General features: G+C 69.0%; 8 protein-coding genes and 1 pseudogene. 3 read left to right on the top strand and 6 right to left on the bottom strand.

Annotation, left to right across the window (positions count from 1 at the left end):
- Nucleotides 1-7 precede the first annotated feature (7 nt).
- Nucleotides 8-160 carry a hypothetical protein gene (locus AC069T_RS20695; protein ID WP_478784138.1) on the top strand — a complete coding sequence of 51 codons (153 nt, stop codon included), beginning with the start codon at nucleotides 8-10 and terminating at the stop codon, nucleotides 158-160.
- Nucleotides 161-359: 199 nt separating this feature from the next.
- On the opposite strand, the gene AC069T_RS20690 is transcribed toward AC069T_RS20695, so the two are convergent.
- From AC069T_RS20690 to AC069T_RS20675, 4 genes and pseudogenes are all read right to left on the bottom strand, one after another.
- Nucleotides 360-671 carry a DUF2316 family protein gene (locus tag AC069T_RS20690; RefSeq protein ID WP_478784234.1) on the bottom strand — a complete coding sequence of 104 codons (312 nt, stop codon included), beginning with the start codon at nucleotides 669-671 and terminating at the stop codon, nucleotides 360-362.
- Nucleotides 672-791: 120 nt separating this feature from the next.
- A pseudogene (locus tag AC069T_RS20685) lies at nucleotides 792-1787 on the bottom strand (aldo/keto reductase); the annotation flags it as partial.
- A gap of 121 nt (nucleotides 1788-1908) precedes the next feature.
- Nucleotides 1909-3378: a DHA2 family efflux MFS transporter permease subunit gene (locus AC069T_RS20680; RefSeq protein ID WP_478784137.1), complete on the bottom strand. Its 1470-nt coding sequence runs from the start codon at nucleotides 3376-3378 to the stop codon at nucleotides 1909-1911.
- Nucleotides 3379-3461: 83 nt separating this feature from the next.
- On the bottom strand, nucleotides 3462-3962 hold the full coding sequence (locus AC069T_RS20675) for a MarR family winged helix-turn-helix transcriptional regulator (protein ID WP_478784136.1): 501 nt from the start codon (nucleotides 3960-3962) through the stop codon (nucleotides 3462-3464).
- Nucleotides 3963-4365: 403 nt separating this feature from the next.
- Here AC069T_RS20675 and AC069T_RS20670 point away from each other — a divergent pair, with 403 nt between their 5' ends.
- Nucleotides 4366-4893 carry a hypothetical protein gene (locus tag AC069T_RS20670; protein WP_478784135.1) on the top strand — a complete coding sequence of 176 codons (528 nt, stop codon included), beginning with the start codon at nucleotides 4366-4368 and terminating at the stop codon, nucleotides 4891-4893.
- Nucleotides 4894-5153: 260 nt separating this feature from the next.
- On the opposite strand, the gene AC069T_RS20665 is transcribed toward AC069T_RS20670, so the two are convergent.
- Entirely contained in the window at nucleotides 5154-7505 is a 2352-nt protein-coding gene (locus tag AC069T_RS20665; RefSeq protein ID WP_478784134.1) for an AbfB domain-containing protein, read from the bottom strand.
- 91 nt (nucleotides 7506-7596) lie between these two features.
- Nucleotides 7597-10464 carry an RICIN domain-containing protein gene (locus AC069T_RS20660; protein ID WP_478784133.1) on the bottom strand — a complete coding sequence of 956 codons (2868 nt, stop codon included), beginning with the start codon at nucleotides 10462-10464 and terminating at the stop codon, nucleotides 7597-7599.
- A gap of 917 nt (nucleotides 10465-11381) precedes the next feature.
- On the opposite strand from AC069T_RS20660, the gene AC069T_RS20655 reads away from it, so the two are divergent.
- Nucleotides 11382-14717 carry a LamG-like jellyroll fold domain-containing protein gene (locus AC069T_RS20655; RefSeq protein ID WP_478784132.1) on the top strand — a complete coding sequence of 1112 codons (3336 nt, stop codon included), beginning with the start codon at nucleotides 11382-11384 and terminating at the stop codon, nucleotides 14715-14717.
- Nucleotides 14718-14752 lie beyond the last annotated feature (35 nt).

Below are 14752 nucleotides of genomic sequence, written 5' to 3'. Positions count from 1 at the left end.
AGGACGCATGATCCGCACGCCGCACCGTACGAAGGGGCCCGGCGTACTCGGCGCCGAAGGCTCTGGCCGCCTCGGACCGTTCGGCCGCTGGCCCGACGACAGCAAGGACGAGGACCAGGGCGAGCCCGGCGAGGAACATCCGGCCGGAGACCGGCGGTAGGGCGCCCGGCCACCGGGACAAGATTCATCTCAGTGCAGGCGGCCGTACGCCGTCTGCACTCACCACCAGGGGGTAACGAAGGCAGAGCAGACCGCTGGGCTGGGTGGGGCGGACGTGATGCAGCTGGGTGCGAGCCTTGACACGCGGCCTTGGGGGGAACGGGTCCAGGTCGCCGCGGCCGGCCTGTGATCAGCAACGATCAGGAACGGTGCCGCCCGCTCGGAGGGCGGCGCAGGGGGAACCAGAGGGCTGCGGACAGACGCGCTCTCCGAGTGAGGACGCTGTAGGGGACGGGGGTCTCGCCGCGGGCCTGGACCAGGTTCTCCAGATGGTCGCGCAAGAGCCACACGTCTTGCGGCCTGCACTGTTCACGAACGTTGAGGGTGTCATCGAGCTGCTGGGCAGTGAAGTCCAGCTCGGTTTGGACGTCTTCAGACGTCGTGCGCGCCAGCTGGAAGTTGGCCAGCAGTTCCTCTCTGGTGCGGGCACGCTGTTCGTCGTTCAGCGACATGTTGTCCCTTCGGGGAGCTTGCAGTAGCGGACAAGTGTGTGCGGTGCACGGTGAATTGCTGAACGGGGCATCGGGGAACGCGCGTGAGGCAGGTTCGCGCGTTTGCGGATGTGAAGCTCGGCGCTCACTGTCGAGTTGCGCGAGCTGCGGGGCGGCGTAGCGTTCGCCGGCGACCGCAGAGGCGGGCACGGCCTGCTCGATGGCGGCCAGGTCCTGCCCGGTGAGGACGAGTTCGGCCGCGGGCAGCGCCTCGGTGATGCGGTGGGGGCGCCTGGCTCCGATGAGCGCGACGATGTCGCCGTGCTGTCGTCCCTGGGCAAGGACCCAGGCGATCGCCAGTTGGGCCACGGTCACGCCGTGGGCGCCTGCGATCTTCCGTAGCTTTTCGACGAGGGCGAGGTTGGCTTCGACGTTGTCGCCGTGGAAGCGCGGCAGGTGCGAGCGGGGGTCGCTGCCGTCGGTGGAGGGGCGGTAGGTGCCGGTGAGCAGGCCGTGGGAGAGGACTCCGTAGGCGGTGATGCCGATGCCGAGTTCCCGGCAGGTGTCGAGGATGCCGTTTTCGAGGCCGCGGCTGAAGAGGGAGTACTCGATCTGCAGGTCGTTAATCGGGTGGACGGCGTGGGCCCGGCGGATGGTGTCGGCTCCGACCTCGGACAGCCCGATGGCGCGTACGTGTCCGGCCTGCACCATCTCAGCGATCGCGCCGATCGTCTCCTCGATCGGGACGTCCGGGTCGAGCCGAGCGGGCCGGTAGATGTCGATGTGGTCGGTGCCCAGGCGCTGCAGGGAGTACGCCAGGGCGCTCTTGACATTGGCAGGGCGTCCTTCGACGCCAACCCAGTTTCCGTCGGGGTCGCGCAGCCCGCCGAACTTCACGCTCAGTACGGTCTTCTCGCGGTCGCCGGGGCGCAGGGCCTGGCGGATGAGCCACTCGTTGTGACCAATGCCGTAGAAGTCCGCGGTGTCGATCAGGGTGATACCTGCGTCAATCGCGGCGTGGATGGTCGCGATGCCGTCCGCGTCCTGTGCCGCGCCGTAGGTGCCCGACATCGCTCTGCAGCCCAGTCCGATCGCCGGAACGCTGGGGCCATTCGTTCCGAGGGTGCGTGTTTCCATGACTCCGACCGTAGGGAGGGCGGTCACCGACGTCGCTTGGTCGTGACCTGAATGGCTGAGGGGTGTGGCAGCGAGCCTGCGCGAGCCGGCTCTGTCATGTGCTGGATCCCGCCCGGCACGGTCACCGGTGCTGGTTCTGGGGGCTGCGCCGGACGGCAGGGGTGAACAGGCAGGCGGCAATGACGGCGCCGGCCAGAAACAGGAATCCGCCGACGAGGTAGGCCGTGGCGTAGCCGTGCACCGCCCCGACGGTGTACGCGGTGGGAGAGTGGTGGCCGCTGACGTAGCTCGTGGTGGCGCTGGCGGCGACGGTGGACAGCAGGGCGGTGCCGATGGAGCCGCCGATCTGCTGCATGGTGTTGACCATGCCGGAGGCGACACCCGCGTCACCGTGCGCGACGCCGCGGGTGGCGGTGTTCATCGCGGTGGCGAGGACCAGGGCGAAACCGATACCGATGATGATCAGGGCGGGCAGGATGCGTACGGCATACCCGCTGGCGGGGGTGAGCTGCGCGAGGTAGAACAGGCCGGCGGCACCGGCGAGCATGCCGGCGGTGACGAGGCGGCGGGCGCCGTGGCGCGGCAGCAGCCTGGAGCTGACGACCATTGATCCGGTGAGCGCGCACAGGATCATGGGCAGGAACGCCAGGCCCGTCTCGACCGGGGAGAAGTGCTTGATCTGCTGCAGGTAGAACGTCAGGAACAAGAAGACGCTGAACGTGGCGATCGCCAGGAGGGCCACGGAGAGATACGACGCCCCGCGGTTGCGGTCCAGGATGATCCGCAGCGGCAGCAGCGGACTGGCGATCTTCGACTCGGCCAGCACAAATGACACGAGCAGCGCGGCGGCTGCGGTGAGCATGCCGACAGTGAGCGCGGCGCCCCAGCCCTCGCTCTCTGCCCGGGAGAAGCCGAACACCACGCAGAACAGGCCGGATCCGGCGAGCATCGCGCCGAAGAGGTCGATCCGCGGTCGCTGCCGGATTGCTGGGTTGCGCAGTAGCAGGAGCGCTCCGGTCACGGCGACGGCCGCGAAGAACAGGTTGACGTAGAAGCACCAGCGCCATGAGGCGTGCTCGGTCAGCAGCCCGCCCAGCAGCAGCCCGACACCCCCGCCGCCGCCGGCGACGGCCCCGAAAATACCGAACGCCCTACCGCGTTCCTTCGGGTCGGTGAAGGTGGTGGCCAGCAGCGCCAGCGCCGAGGGGGCCAGCAGGGCGCCGAAGACGCCCTGCAGTGCACGTGAGGTGACCAGGACGGTGAACGAGCCGGCCGCACCCCCCAGGGCGGAAGCCGCTGCGAAGCCGATCAGGCCGCCGACGAAGGTCCACTTGCGGCCGAACAGGTCACCCAGACGGCCACCGAGCAGTAGCAGACTGCCGAAAGCAAGCGCGTAGGCGGTGACGACCCACTGCCGTCGGCTGTCAGCGAATCCCAGATCGGCCTGGGCCTGGGGCAGGCCGATGTTCACGATCGTCATGTCGAGCACCACCATCAGCTGCGCGACGGCGATGACGGCCAGGACCAGCCACCGCTTGGCATGGTCGTGCGTGGAGGGCGGCGCTATCGGCGCCGGTGCGGTCGTGGACATGCAGATACTCCTGTGGGTGATGCAGGTCAGGGACGACTGCCGGGAGACCTCTGCCGGGCCGTCGCCGGCGCGACGAACACTGCTCAGCGCGTGTCGTCGGAGAGGGTCAGGGCATCCAGCGGAATGCCCTGACCTGGTGCGGCCCGATCCGCTTCCGGCTCGGCCGTCATTTCGGTAACGCGGTCGCTGACGGCGCCAAGCATCCGCGACAGCGCCACGCGCTGTTCGGCGGAGAGGTCTGCAAAGATCTCCTTGATCACTTCCGCGCGAGCGGCCATGGCCAGCTCGTTCGCGCGCCGGCCCGCCGCGGTGAGGTACACCAGCCGAGCCCGCCGGTCCTTGGGATCCTCCTGCCGCTCCACCAGGCCGTTGCGCTCCAGACCATCCACCAGCTCGGTGATGGTGCGCGGCGCGACCTGAAACGCCGTAGCCAGTGCCCCCTGCCGCATCGGACCCGGCACCAACGCTCCCAGCACCCGTTTCCGGGCGACCGACACCCCGTAGGTCTTCAAGCGCTCGTCCAGCACCCGTCGGATTTTCGTCACACAGGTCAGCAGCTGTTCAGACAACTCGAACTCGTCCACCTACGACCACCTCCACTTAGCATTCTACTCTCATATTGAGGGTGCTCACTAAATCAGGGAAACCGATGCCATGCTTTTCCGGTTCGAGCCACACCCTTGAAGGTGCGAGCTGAGACGGCTGCGTCAGACGGGGATCGTTCCTTACTGGCCACTTGTTGAGGGCCCTCATGACTGATACAACTTCATGAGGGCCCTCAACATTCCAGGGGATTAGGTCAGTATCGATCTAGGCGCCACCGGGGCCGGTGCGGTCGCGGTCGCCGGACCGCCGCGCCCTGATCACCAACTGCGACCTGCTCGCCGAACCCGGCAGCCCCCATGGATGCCCGGCCTAGCCGATGGACAGTCGGCGAAGACCAGCGGTACAGGGCTCGTGACCTGCAACTACGACAAGGACTGCCAAGTGATCAATCCAGGCAAAGAAATACTCGCCACCCGCACCCTCGCGCTCCTGCCGGTCGTGCTGTTCCTGCCGACCCTCGTCTCCTACATCGTCGCCCCCGGCTCGACCGCCCCCGAGTACAGCGGGATCCTCTTCCACGTCGCGTTCCTGTTCCTGGTCGGACGCCTCAACGCTCCGGACTGGGCCAAGGGTGCCGCCTACGGCTGGCTCGCCCTCGACATCGCCACCGGCTCCCTGGTGATCAACGGCATCCCCTACGACACCGCGATCTACATACGCCTGGGCGGACACGTCCTCGCGGCCGTCTGGTTCATCAGCACCGCCCTGCTGTCCTCCGGCGCCATCCGCATCCTCGGCACCATCGTAGGCGCGTGGCTGGGCCTATACACCTTCGTCTCAGCATCCTTGCCGCGCACCCTCCTGCAGCCGGCGGGCGCACTGATGATCATTTGGCTGATCATGCTCGCCATACGCTCAAAGCCATCTCTGACAGAGCAGGGCACACCCATCCGTGAGGCAGCGTCCTAGGTGTATTGATCACGAGCGTTGTTGACACTCGCTGGTGCTTGATCATGGCGAAGACCTCCGGCGTGGCTGACCTTCCAGCACACCGACGTTTCCCTGGCGAACCTGGTCGCCGCCAGGCTGTTCGGTGACAGCGCCGCCGCAGTCGTCGCGCTTGGTGCCGGCGGGGTCCTGGAACGGCGGACGCTCCGCGACCCGGGCACGGAAAGGCCCGAGGCGCGGAGCGCGTGCGGCAGTCATGAGCGGAGCGGGGACGTCTCCGGTCAGGGAGCCCAGGGGGCGTCCACCGACCAGGTGGTGTCCTGCGTGAAGCTGGTCGGATTGTCCCAGGCGTGCGTGCCGCCGGGGGTGGCCAGCCACACCTCGGAGTTGATGTGGCGCAGGTACTGGCCGGCGAAGTTATAGGCCGACAAGCGTACGCCTCCGTTGCCGGCTATCGCACAGAACGTGGCGTCGGCCTTGAAGAGCGCCGAGCCGTCGCCTGCCTCCTTGTACACGCGGAAGTCGCGGTGGCGCAGGTACTGGCCCGGGTAGTTGCGGGACTCGAAGGAGTAACACCCGATGCCGGCCAGGCCGGGGACAATACGCCAGGTGGCGTCGTTCTTCAGCAGCGCGGAACTGTTCGCGTCGACGACCTCTGTAAACGCCTGGCCGTCCTGGTGGCGCAGGTACTTGTTGGTGTGCCCCGCTGTGGTGACCCGCAGCGACTTGTTCTGGTCGGTGGGCAGGGTCACCGGCGGCGGGGGGTTGCGGGAAGCGTCAATGAGGGCGAGGTTGGCCGCCTTCACCCGGGCGGCGTCGACCTTCACGATCTGGCGGTCGTAGGTCAAGAGTCCATTGACCTCGTTCTCGACGTCGGTGATCTCCGTGTAGACCGAGGCCGAAAGGCCCGCGGGCATCTGATTCTGGCGCAGCGAGTCGAGGAGGCCGACGAATCGGTTGTTCAGCGCGGTGGCGTTCACCTGGTCCTCGTAGCTGAACCCGCCGCCGGGGAACCACTCGTGGCCGGCGACGCGCAGGCCGAGTCCGCCGAACTCGCCCAGGACGGCCGCACGGGTGTCGGTGGGCGTGGTGCTGCCGGGGCCGACATAGATGTGGTTGTCTATCACGTCACCGTTGCCGCCGTCGACGGAGCCACAGCAGTTGACGCCGCTCATGTTGTTGACGAGGCGGGACGGGTCGTACGCCTTGACCTCGTTGGCGATGCGCGCCTGGTCGTACTGGCCCCAGCCCTCGTTCTGATCGACCCACATCACCAGGGACGGCGAGCTGCGGTGCTGGTCGATGATCCGGTCGTACTCCGCCTCCCACTGGTCGCGCGGGGCGGTGTCGGACGGGGTGTTGTCCATCGAGGGCATGTCCTGCCAGACGAGCAGGCCGAGCCTGTCCGCCCAGTAGAACCAGCGCTGCGGTTCGACCTTGATGTGTTTGCGGACCATGTTGAAGCCGAGGTCCTTGTGCTTTTGGAGGTCGGACCTCAGGGCCGCATCGGTGGGCGCGGTGTAGATGCCGTCGGGCCAGTAGCCCTGATCAAGGGTGCCGGTCTGGAAGACGAACTTGCCGTTGAGCAGCGTGCGCTGGACGCCGTTGACCTTGCCGACGGAGATGGAGCGCATACCTGCGTAGCTGCCGACGGAGTCGACGGTGGCGCTCCCGGCGAGCAGGTCGGCCTTCACGTCGTAGAGGAAGGGGTCCTCAGGAGACCACAGGTGCGGGTTCGGAATCGGCACGGAGATCTGGCTGCCGACCGCGCCGGTCACGGTGCCCACCTGGGCGCCGCCGGTGGAGACCGTCACCCTGGCTGTCTGGTTGGTGGTCCCGGTGCCGCGGACTGTGACCTTGAGGCTGTTGTCGGAAAGGCTGGGCACCATGTCGAGGCGGCTGACATGGGCGGACGCGGTCGGCTCCAGCCACACGGTCTGCCAGATGCCGGACGCGGCGGTGTAGAAGATGCCACCGCCGGAGTGCGGAGCGACGTCGCGGATGCGCTGCTTGCCGACGGCCTGGTTGCCGGTCTCGGTGGGGTCGAAGACGGAGACCACGACGGTGTTGGTACCGCCGTTGAGCAGCGGGGTGATGTCGTAGCGGAAGGCGTCGAAACCACCCGTGTGGACGGCTCCGGCCTGCTGCCCGTTGACCCAGACCGTGGTGCGCCAGTCGCTCGCACCGAAGTTGAGCTGGACGCGGCGGCCGTTCCAGCCCGCGGGGACGGTGAAGGTGCGCTTGTACCAGAGCTTGTCGTTCTGGGTGATTTTCCGCTGGATGCCGGAGAGCGCCGACTCGGCGACGAAAGGCACCCGGATCTGGTCGGGGAAGACAGCGGGCTGGCCGGCGTCGGCCCCGGTCACCGCGAAGTCCCAGATCCCGTTGAGGTTCGTCCAGTCGGGACGGGTGAGCTGCGGACGCGGGTACTCGGGCAGCGGGTTGTCGACCGGGACCTGCCCGGTCCACGGCGTGGTCATCGGGGACGGCTTCGGTGTCCAGGCGGCGAGCGGCGCGGCTTGCGCGGACCCGCCGGTGGCTATGAGGCCGAAGCACAGCAGGACGAGCGTGCTCAGCCAGGCGGTCGCCCGGCCCAGCTGGGGTCTGCGGGGCGATGGTGACGCAAGGGGCATGGGAGAGCTCCTCTGTCGAATGGAACGGTACGGATGCGGTGGTGCAGGTGGTGCCGACGGGGGGTGGTGCGCGTACGCATACCGGTGCGGGTCAGCGCAGGCGCCAGAGGTGGTCGGCGGTGCCGTTGTCGGCGTACTGCACGACCCGCGCGCTGTCGGCCCTCGACATCCCGTCCACGGCCAACACCTTGCCGCTGTGCCGATTGCGGATGCGGAAGAAGCCGCCGCCGTCATGCACGAGACGCCACTGGTGGTCGGCGGTGCCGGTGTCGCCGAACTGCACGACCTGCGCGCTGTCCGCCTGCGACATCCCGTCCACGCCCAGCACCTTGCCGCTGTGCCGATTGCGGATGCGGAACCAGCCGTCGGTGTCCGGCACGAACGCCCACAGGTGGTCGGCGGTGCCGGTGTCGCCGAACTGCACGACCTGCGCACTGTCGGCCGTCGACATCCCGCTGACACCCAGGACCTTGCCGGAGTTCTTGTTCTCCAGGCGCACGTCGCCGTCAGGGAGCCACCGCCACAGATGACCGGCGGCGCCGTCGTCCGCGTACTGCACGACGGGCGCGCTGTCCGCGCTCGAGGCGCCGAGCACGGCGAGGACCTTGCCGCTGTTGCGGTTGCGGAGCAGGAACGAGCCGTCGCCCTGGTCGACGACCTGCCACACGTGGTCGGCGGTGCCGGTGTCGCCGAACTGGACCACCCGCGCGTCGTCGGCCGTGGACATCCGGTCGACGCCCAGGACCTTGCCGGAGTGCACGTTGCGGACGCGGTACCAGCCGCCGCCGTCGTCGAGCAGCTGCCACAGGTGGTCGGCGGTGCCGGTATCGCCGAACTGCACGACTTGCGCGCTGTCCGCCTGCGACATCCCGTCGACGCCCAGCACCTTGCCGCTGACGCGGTTCGCGACCCGGAACGCGGCACCGGGCACGGCCCAGGCCTGTCCGGTCGGTGAGGCGAGCGGGAAGGCTGAGATCCGCAGCCGTGCCGCGCCCAGCGGCACCAGCGTCACGGTCTCAACCGGGGCGGAGGAGCGCGCGGGGCTCTGCTGGAGCGGGGTGACGACATGCTGGCTGTCGGCCTGCCACTCGGCGATCCGGCGGGCGGGCGCGGTGACGCGGTAGGGGGTGGTGGCCTGGGTGAACGGGTTGGCGGGCAGCGCCCCGCCGGCAGCGGTGAAGGCGAGCCCGCCGGTGGGGTTCGCGGGGTCGAGGGCGAGCCCGTAGTTCCACGGGGTGGTGGCGTGCACGTCGTACTCGGGGAAGGTGTCGGTGCCGCCGGTGCGGACGTACTGCTCGCCGACGCGCAGGGCGTAGCTCAGCGGGCCGCGGTCGACGGTGACCGAGCCGCCGTTCGCCGTCCAGGTACGGACAGCCAGACGCTGCGGGAGGCGCAGCCGCACGGTGTTGCCGCTCGTCCAGGCGCGCCGCACGGTGGTGAAGGAGGGGCCCGCGGGCGCGGTGACGTCCTGCCCGGCGACATTCAGGACGGGGTCGGCGCACCAGCCGGGGATGCGCAGGACCAGGGGGAAGGTCACCGGCTTCGGCGTGGTCACGGTGAAGGTGACCGTGTCGTCGAAGGGGTAGTCGGTGTCCTCCCGGACGGTGACCGTGACGCCGTCGGCGACCTCGGCGGTGACCGAGGAGGGGGCGTACATCACGGCGCAGAGGCCGTTGTCGGGGGTCGCCGTCCAGAGTTCCTGGGTGAACCAGGGCCAGCCCATACCGTAGTTGTGCGGGCAGCAGCGGTACTGGTCGATACCGGGCCGGTAGGACTGCATGGCGAAGCCGTTCTGGAACTGTCCCATCGTCTTGGGGGCGTTGTCCAGGTCGACGCTGTTCGCGCTGGTCACGTAGTGGACGGCCTTGCCCTGCGGGTCGAGGGCGGCCGGCAGCGCGTTGAACGCCAGCTCCTCACAGCGGTCGGCCCACACGGGGTCGCCGGTCAGGCGGGTGAGGAGCTGGTGGCTGGCCATGAACTCCACAACCCCGCAGGTCTCGAAGCCCTGCCGGGGGTCGGTGTACGCCTGGCGGATGTTCTCGTCCCCTGCGAACCCGCCGCCGGGGAACTGCCCGTATCGGCGCATGACCGTGTCGTACGTGGTGTAGGCCGCCTGGGTGTCCGCCGCCGCACCGGAGCGCAGGGCGAACTGGGCCGGCTCGCGGAAGCCCTGGGCGATGTTGACGTTGTGCCTGTCGGGCAGCGCGCCGGTCCAGTCGGCGCCCAGGGTGTGCATCTTGTCGACGAGGTCGAGCAGGAAGGCATCACCGGTGCGGTTGTAGAGCCAGACCGCCGTGTCGATCCCGTCGCCCCAGCGCAGGGAGACCCAGCTCTGGTCGAAGGCGGAAGGGCCCTGTGCGTTCATGTAGCGCAGGAAGCGGGTGAGGAACGGGACGACCCTGCTGTCCAGGGTGTGTTCCTGCCAGGAGCGCAGCGCCTGGAGCAGGGGCAGGAACGGCCAGAAGTCCGGGCCGCCGCCGAGGGAGGTGCGCAGCGGTTCGGGGCCGAAAAACCCGTCCGGGCGCTGGGTGGCGAGGATGCCGTCAATCCAGCGGCGCGCGGTGGCGAGGGCGTCGGCGTCGCGGGTGACGATGGCGAGGTCGACGTAGCCGCGCAGCCAGTAGGGCACTTCCTCCCAGCCGGCGCGGGCGGTTCTGATCCAGCCCGAGGTGTCGAGGTCGAGGAAGTGCGAGATTTCGTCCAGGCGGCCGCAGAGGCCGTCGAGCTGGAGCTGGAGCTGTCCGGTCAGCCAGCCGCGGGGGGTGACGGCGGTGGTGGGCAGCCGAAGCAGCGCTGTGGGCCGGAGCGGAGCTGCGTTGGGGTGGTAGCGGCCTCCCGGTGCAGGCGGCAGCCGGATGCCCGCAGCAGCAGCGGGGCAGATCAGTGCCTGGCCGAAGGCGCTGGTGGTGGCGGCCACCGAGGCGGCGAGCAGGATGGACTGACGGCGGGTCAACGACATGGTGCTCTCCGTGGGAACGGGGCGGATCCGCGCGGGGAAGGTGCGCGGTGAGGGCCCGTCCGGGGTGGCGGTCCAGGCGGGGCACGGGGCGGGACACGCGCGATCGCAGGGCGCCGGAATGCCCCGGGGAGGTGCCGGGCATCCGACGACGCGATGAGCGTGCGAGCCACGTCCCGCGGGCCCGGACCACCGTCCCGGGCGGGCTTCAGGGAGCCACGGTGCGAGGAGGATCGCGGTCGGAACCCTTGGCGTGGGCGGATTCCAACGTTAGAAAACTGGTGTCATGTGGAATGACAGCACGCACTCTTGGGCATGTCCATGCCTCGCGCACAAATTCGTGGAGCGGCGTCCGGAAGGTGTCGGCATTCGCACGGGGGGAGCGGGAGCGGTCCGCGGGCGGGTGATCGAGGGGCGCGGACGGCAGGAATGGCGGATCGTCAGAAGTCGACAGGAGGCGTCCCGGCACGTACCGCGACGGCCCCGGGTCCGCCCCCGGCAGCCGCGCCCCCAGCCCGCGTCCGCATCCACCCCGGCGCCGACGCCCTCGCCGGATCGGCACGAAATCACCCTTCCGCGGCCCCGACCATACCCGGCCCGGAGTCCACACTTCCGAACATTGCCCCGGTCTGCGGCCCGAGCGACTCCCGCGACCAATTCCCCGACCCGCAGACCAGCACCGCGACAGAGCCTCCGCCCTTTCGCAAGAAGGACTCGGAAATGACCCATTGACCTGTGCTTTCACGCGGTCGAGCCGTTCCTCACGACACTCCGGTCCCCGACCCTTCCGGACGCGGATCCCTCACGGGCCGCACCAGCTCACTGCTGCCCGCCCTCCCGGCCCCTCAGTTTTCTATCGTTGAAAATTGTGCGTGCAGACCCGTTGTCACCCGTCTGCGGCTGTGACTCAATGTTCGATCATGTGCAGTGCCTCGCCGATCGAGGCACCCGGCATCTTCGACGAGGACGACGCCTTGATACGACAAGTACCCCGTACCCGGACCCTGTTCAGATCACTGGCCTGTACTGCCGCGCTGCTGCTCCCGGCGGGAGTCCTGCTCGCGCCAGCCGCTGTCGCCGCCCCCTCCGCCGGTGGGGCGACGGCCGCCGCCTTCGCCGCCGAGCGGCCCTCCACGGAGGTGCACGGCCTCAAGGGCGAGTACTTCCGGATGTCCGCGCCCGGCGCCCGCGACTTCGCCGAACTCGGTGGCACGGCGCTCGACCCGGAGATCAACTTCGCGGGTCTCACCGGGGCCTTCGAGTCCGCCACCGGCCGCACCGAGCACACGACCGCCCGCTGGACGGGCCTCATCCAGGCTCCCGAGACCGGCGAGTACACGTTCGCGGCCAGCGGGGACAACGGGTTCCGGCTCTACATCGACGACAAAGCCGTCATCGACCACTGGGAACCGGACTGGGACAACGAGCAGACGAGCAAACCCATCGCCCTGACCGCCGGTGAGCAGCACACCTTCCGCCTCGAGATGTTCCAGGACATCGGCGGGGCAAACATGTTCCTCCGCTGGTCGAGCCCCGGGCTCGCCAAACAGATCGTGCCCGAGTCGGCGTTCACGCCACCGGCCGACTTCAAGGTGTATCCCGTCGCGCTGACCGTCGACAGCACCGGGCGGAAGCTCCAGGCAACGTTCGACGAGAAGGTCGAGGACATCGGCGGGGTGAAGGAGCACCTCACGCTGGAGGCCGACACCTCGCCCATGCCGGTGAAGTCGGTGACGCGCGCCTCCAACGACCCCAAGGCACTCCTCGTCACCCTGGACGCGCCCGTCCAGAAGAACCAGCGGGTCAGGGTCGCCTACGACGGCAAGGGCGGCCTGACGGCCGGCGGCGAGGTCGTCCCGGAGATCAGCCGGGTCGCGAAGAACCTCTCCACCCACCGGCTCCTCACCCCCTGGGGCGAGGGGGTCGACAAGAACAACCCGCTGCCGGAGTACCCCCGCCCGCAGCAGGTGCGCGACCGCTGGAAGAACCTCAACGGCTCCTGGGAATTCGCCGGCGCCGAAGCCGACGAACAGCCCGTCTTCGGCAAGAAACTCCGTGAGCGCATCACCGTGCCGTACCCCGTGGAGTCCCAGCTCTCCGGTCTGGAGCGGCACGAGGACCACATGTTCTACCGGAAGCTCGTTACGGTCCCGGCGAACTGGTCCATCGGGAAGAAGCACACCAAGGCGCAGCGCCTGAAGCTGAACTTCGGGGCCGTGGACTACCGGGCGACCGTCTGGGTGAACGGTGAGAAGGTCGCCGAGCACACCGGTGGCTACACCGCCTTCAGCGCCGACATCACGGACGCTGTCACGGGCAAGGACCCGCAGGAGATCATCGTCGCGGTCACCGACACCACGGGCCGCGACCAGCCCACGGGCAAGCAGTCCGCTAACCCCGGCGGGATCTTCTACACCGCGTCCTCCGGCATCTGGCAGACCGTTTGGATGGAGCCGGTCGCCCCGGCGGCCGTGGACAGCCTGACCACGACCCCCGACATCGACAGCAGCGCGCTGGCCCTGAAGGTGAACTCGGCGAGCGCCTCCGCCTCCGCGCGGGTCACCGCCGTCGCCCGCGACAGCAGGGGACGGACCGTCGGCACCGTCTCCGGGCCAGCGAACCGCGAGCTGACCCTGCCAGTCGGCAAGCAGCACCTGTGGACACCGGACGACCCCTACCTCTACGACCTGAAGGTCACGCTCCAGGACGGCCGTTCGAAGGACAATGTCGACAGCTACTTCGGGATGCGCTCGCTGCGCGTGGAGAAGGTCGGCGGCTACCAGAAGCTGACGCTCAACGGCAAGCCGTTCTTCTCGCTGGCCATGCTGGACCAGGGCTTCTGGCCGGACGGGCTGAACACCCAGCCCAGCGACGCGGCCATCGCCTTCGACCTGAAGGCGCAGAAGGACCTCGGCTTCAACTCAGTCCGCAAGCACATCAAGGTCGAGTCGCCGCGCTGGTACTACCACGCGGACAAGCTCGGGTTGCTGGTATGGCAGGACTTCGTCTCCGGCGACCTCACCAAGGAGGCCGGACAGCAGGCGTTCCTCGGCCAGGGCAAGGAGATGATGCGCCAGCTTCACAACTCGCCGGCGATCGGCGGCTGGATCGTCTTCAACGAGGGCTGGGGCGAGTGGGACCGAGCGCGGACCGGTGAGATCGCCGAGGCGGTCAAGGCGGACGACCCCTCCCGGGTCGTGAACGCGCACAGCGGGGTCAACTGCTGCAACTCCAAGGGCGACTCCGGCAGGGGCGAGATCATCGACCACCACGACTACAACAACACCGACGCGCCCTTCCCCGACGCGAAGCGCGCGGCGATGGACGGCGAGCACGGCGGCTTCACGCTGCGCACCGCCGGCCACATGTGGCCGGGCGCCCCCACCGCCATCTACAGCGGCGTCGCGGACAAGGCCGCGCTGACGGCGAAGTACGTCGAGAACACCCGAACCCACTACCTGGAGGCGGCGGGCGCCGAGCTGTCCGGCTCCGTCTACACGCAGGTGACGGACCTGGAGAACGAGCTCAACGGGCTCTGGACCTACGACCGGCGCGAGATCAAGGTCGACGCCGCCGCCGTGCGGAAGATCAACCAGGAGGTCATCGCGGCCGGAGCGGCAGCCGGTGAGCGCGACCAGCTAAAGGGCGGCGGCACCTGGTCCCTCGACGAGGGCAAGGGCACGACGGCGGTCGACAGCGGCCCCAACCGCAAGGACCTGACCCTCGCCGGGGGCACGACCTGGGCGCCCGGCGTCAAGGGCTCCGGGCTGCACTTCGACGGCTCGGGACAGTACGCCCAGACCGGCGGTCCGGTCGTCGATACCACCGGGGATTACTCGGTCTCGGCCTGGGTCACCCTCGACGAGTTGCCCGGCAACTACGCCAGCGCCGTCAGTCAGGACGGCCGACGCCGGGAGAACCCGTTCTACCTGCAGTACGGACAGGGCGCGTTCGCCTTCTCCACCCCCGGTGAGCATCGTGCCCGCCTGGAGGTAAAGCCCGAGCTGAACCGGTGGTACCACCTGGTCGGGGTCCGCCAGGGCGACGAGATCTCCCTGTACGTCGACGGCAAGCCCGCCGCCACGGCAGCCGCCGGACCCGCCGACGTCAGCACCGGACCGCTCGCCGTGGGCCGCGCCAAGTGGTCGGGCCAGAACGGCGACTTCTGGAATGGCTCCGTCGACCAGGTCCGCGTCTACGACAAAGCGCTCACCACGCAGGAGGTGACGGCCCTCCACGACGGCGAACAGCCGTAGGAGGAAGAGCCCGCCGGGAGACGGGCGGGGCGAAG

Source organism: Streptomyces sp. NPDC043867 (assembly GCF_056435845.1).
The sequence above is the reverse complement of the archived record's forward strand: the minus strand, read 5'-3'. Positions and strand labels throughout refer to the sequence as shown.

Excerpts from the sequence above, each read along its gene's own strand:
- AC069T_RS20695 (WP_478784138.1), top strand. The coding sequence starts at position 8 with ATGATCCGCACGCCGCACCGTACGAAGGGGCCCGGCGTACTCGGCGCC.
- AC069T_RS20660 (WP_478784133.1), bottom strand. The coding sequence starts at position 10,464 with ATGTCGTTGACCCGCCGTCAGTCCATCCTGCTCGCCGCCTCGGTGGCC.
- AC069T_RS20680 (WP_478784137.1), bottom strand. The coding sequence starts at position 3,378 with ATGTCCACGACCGCACCGGCGCCGATAGCGCCGCCCTCCACGCACGAC.
- AC069T_RS20665 (WP_478784134.1), bottom strand. The coding sequence starts at position 7,505 with ATGCCCCTTGCGTCACCATCGCCCCGCAGACCCCAGCTGGGCCGGGCG.
- AC069T_RS20655 (WP_478784132.1), top strand. The coding sequence starts at position 11,382 with ATGTGCAGTGCCTCGCCGATCGAGGCACCCGGCATCTTCGACGAGGAC.
- AC069T_RS20690 (WP_478784234.1), bottom strand. The coding sequence starts at position 671 with ATGTCGCTGAACGACGAACAGCGTGCCCGCACCAGAGAGGAACTGCTG.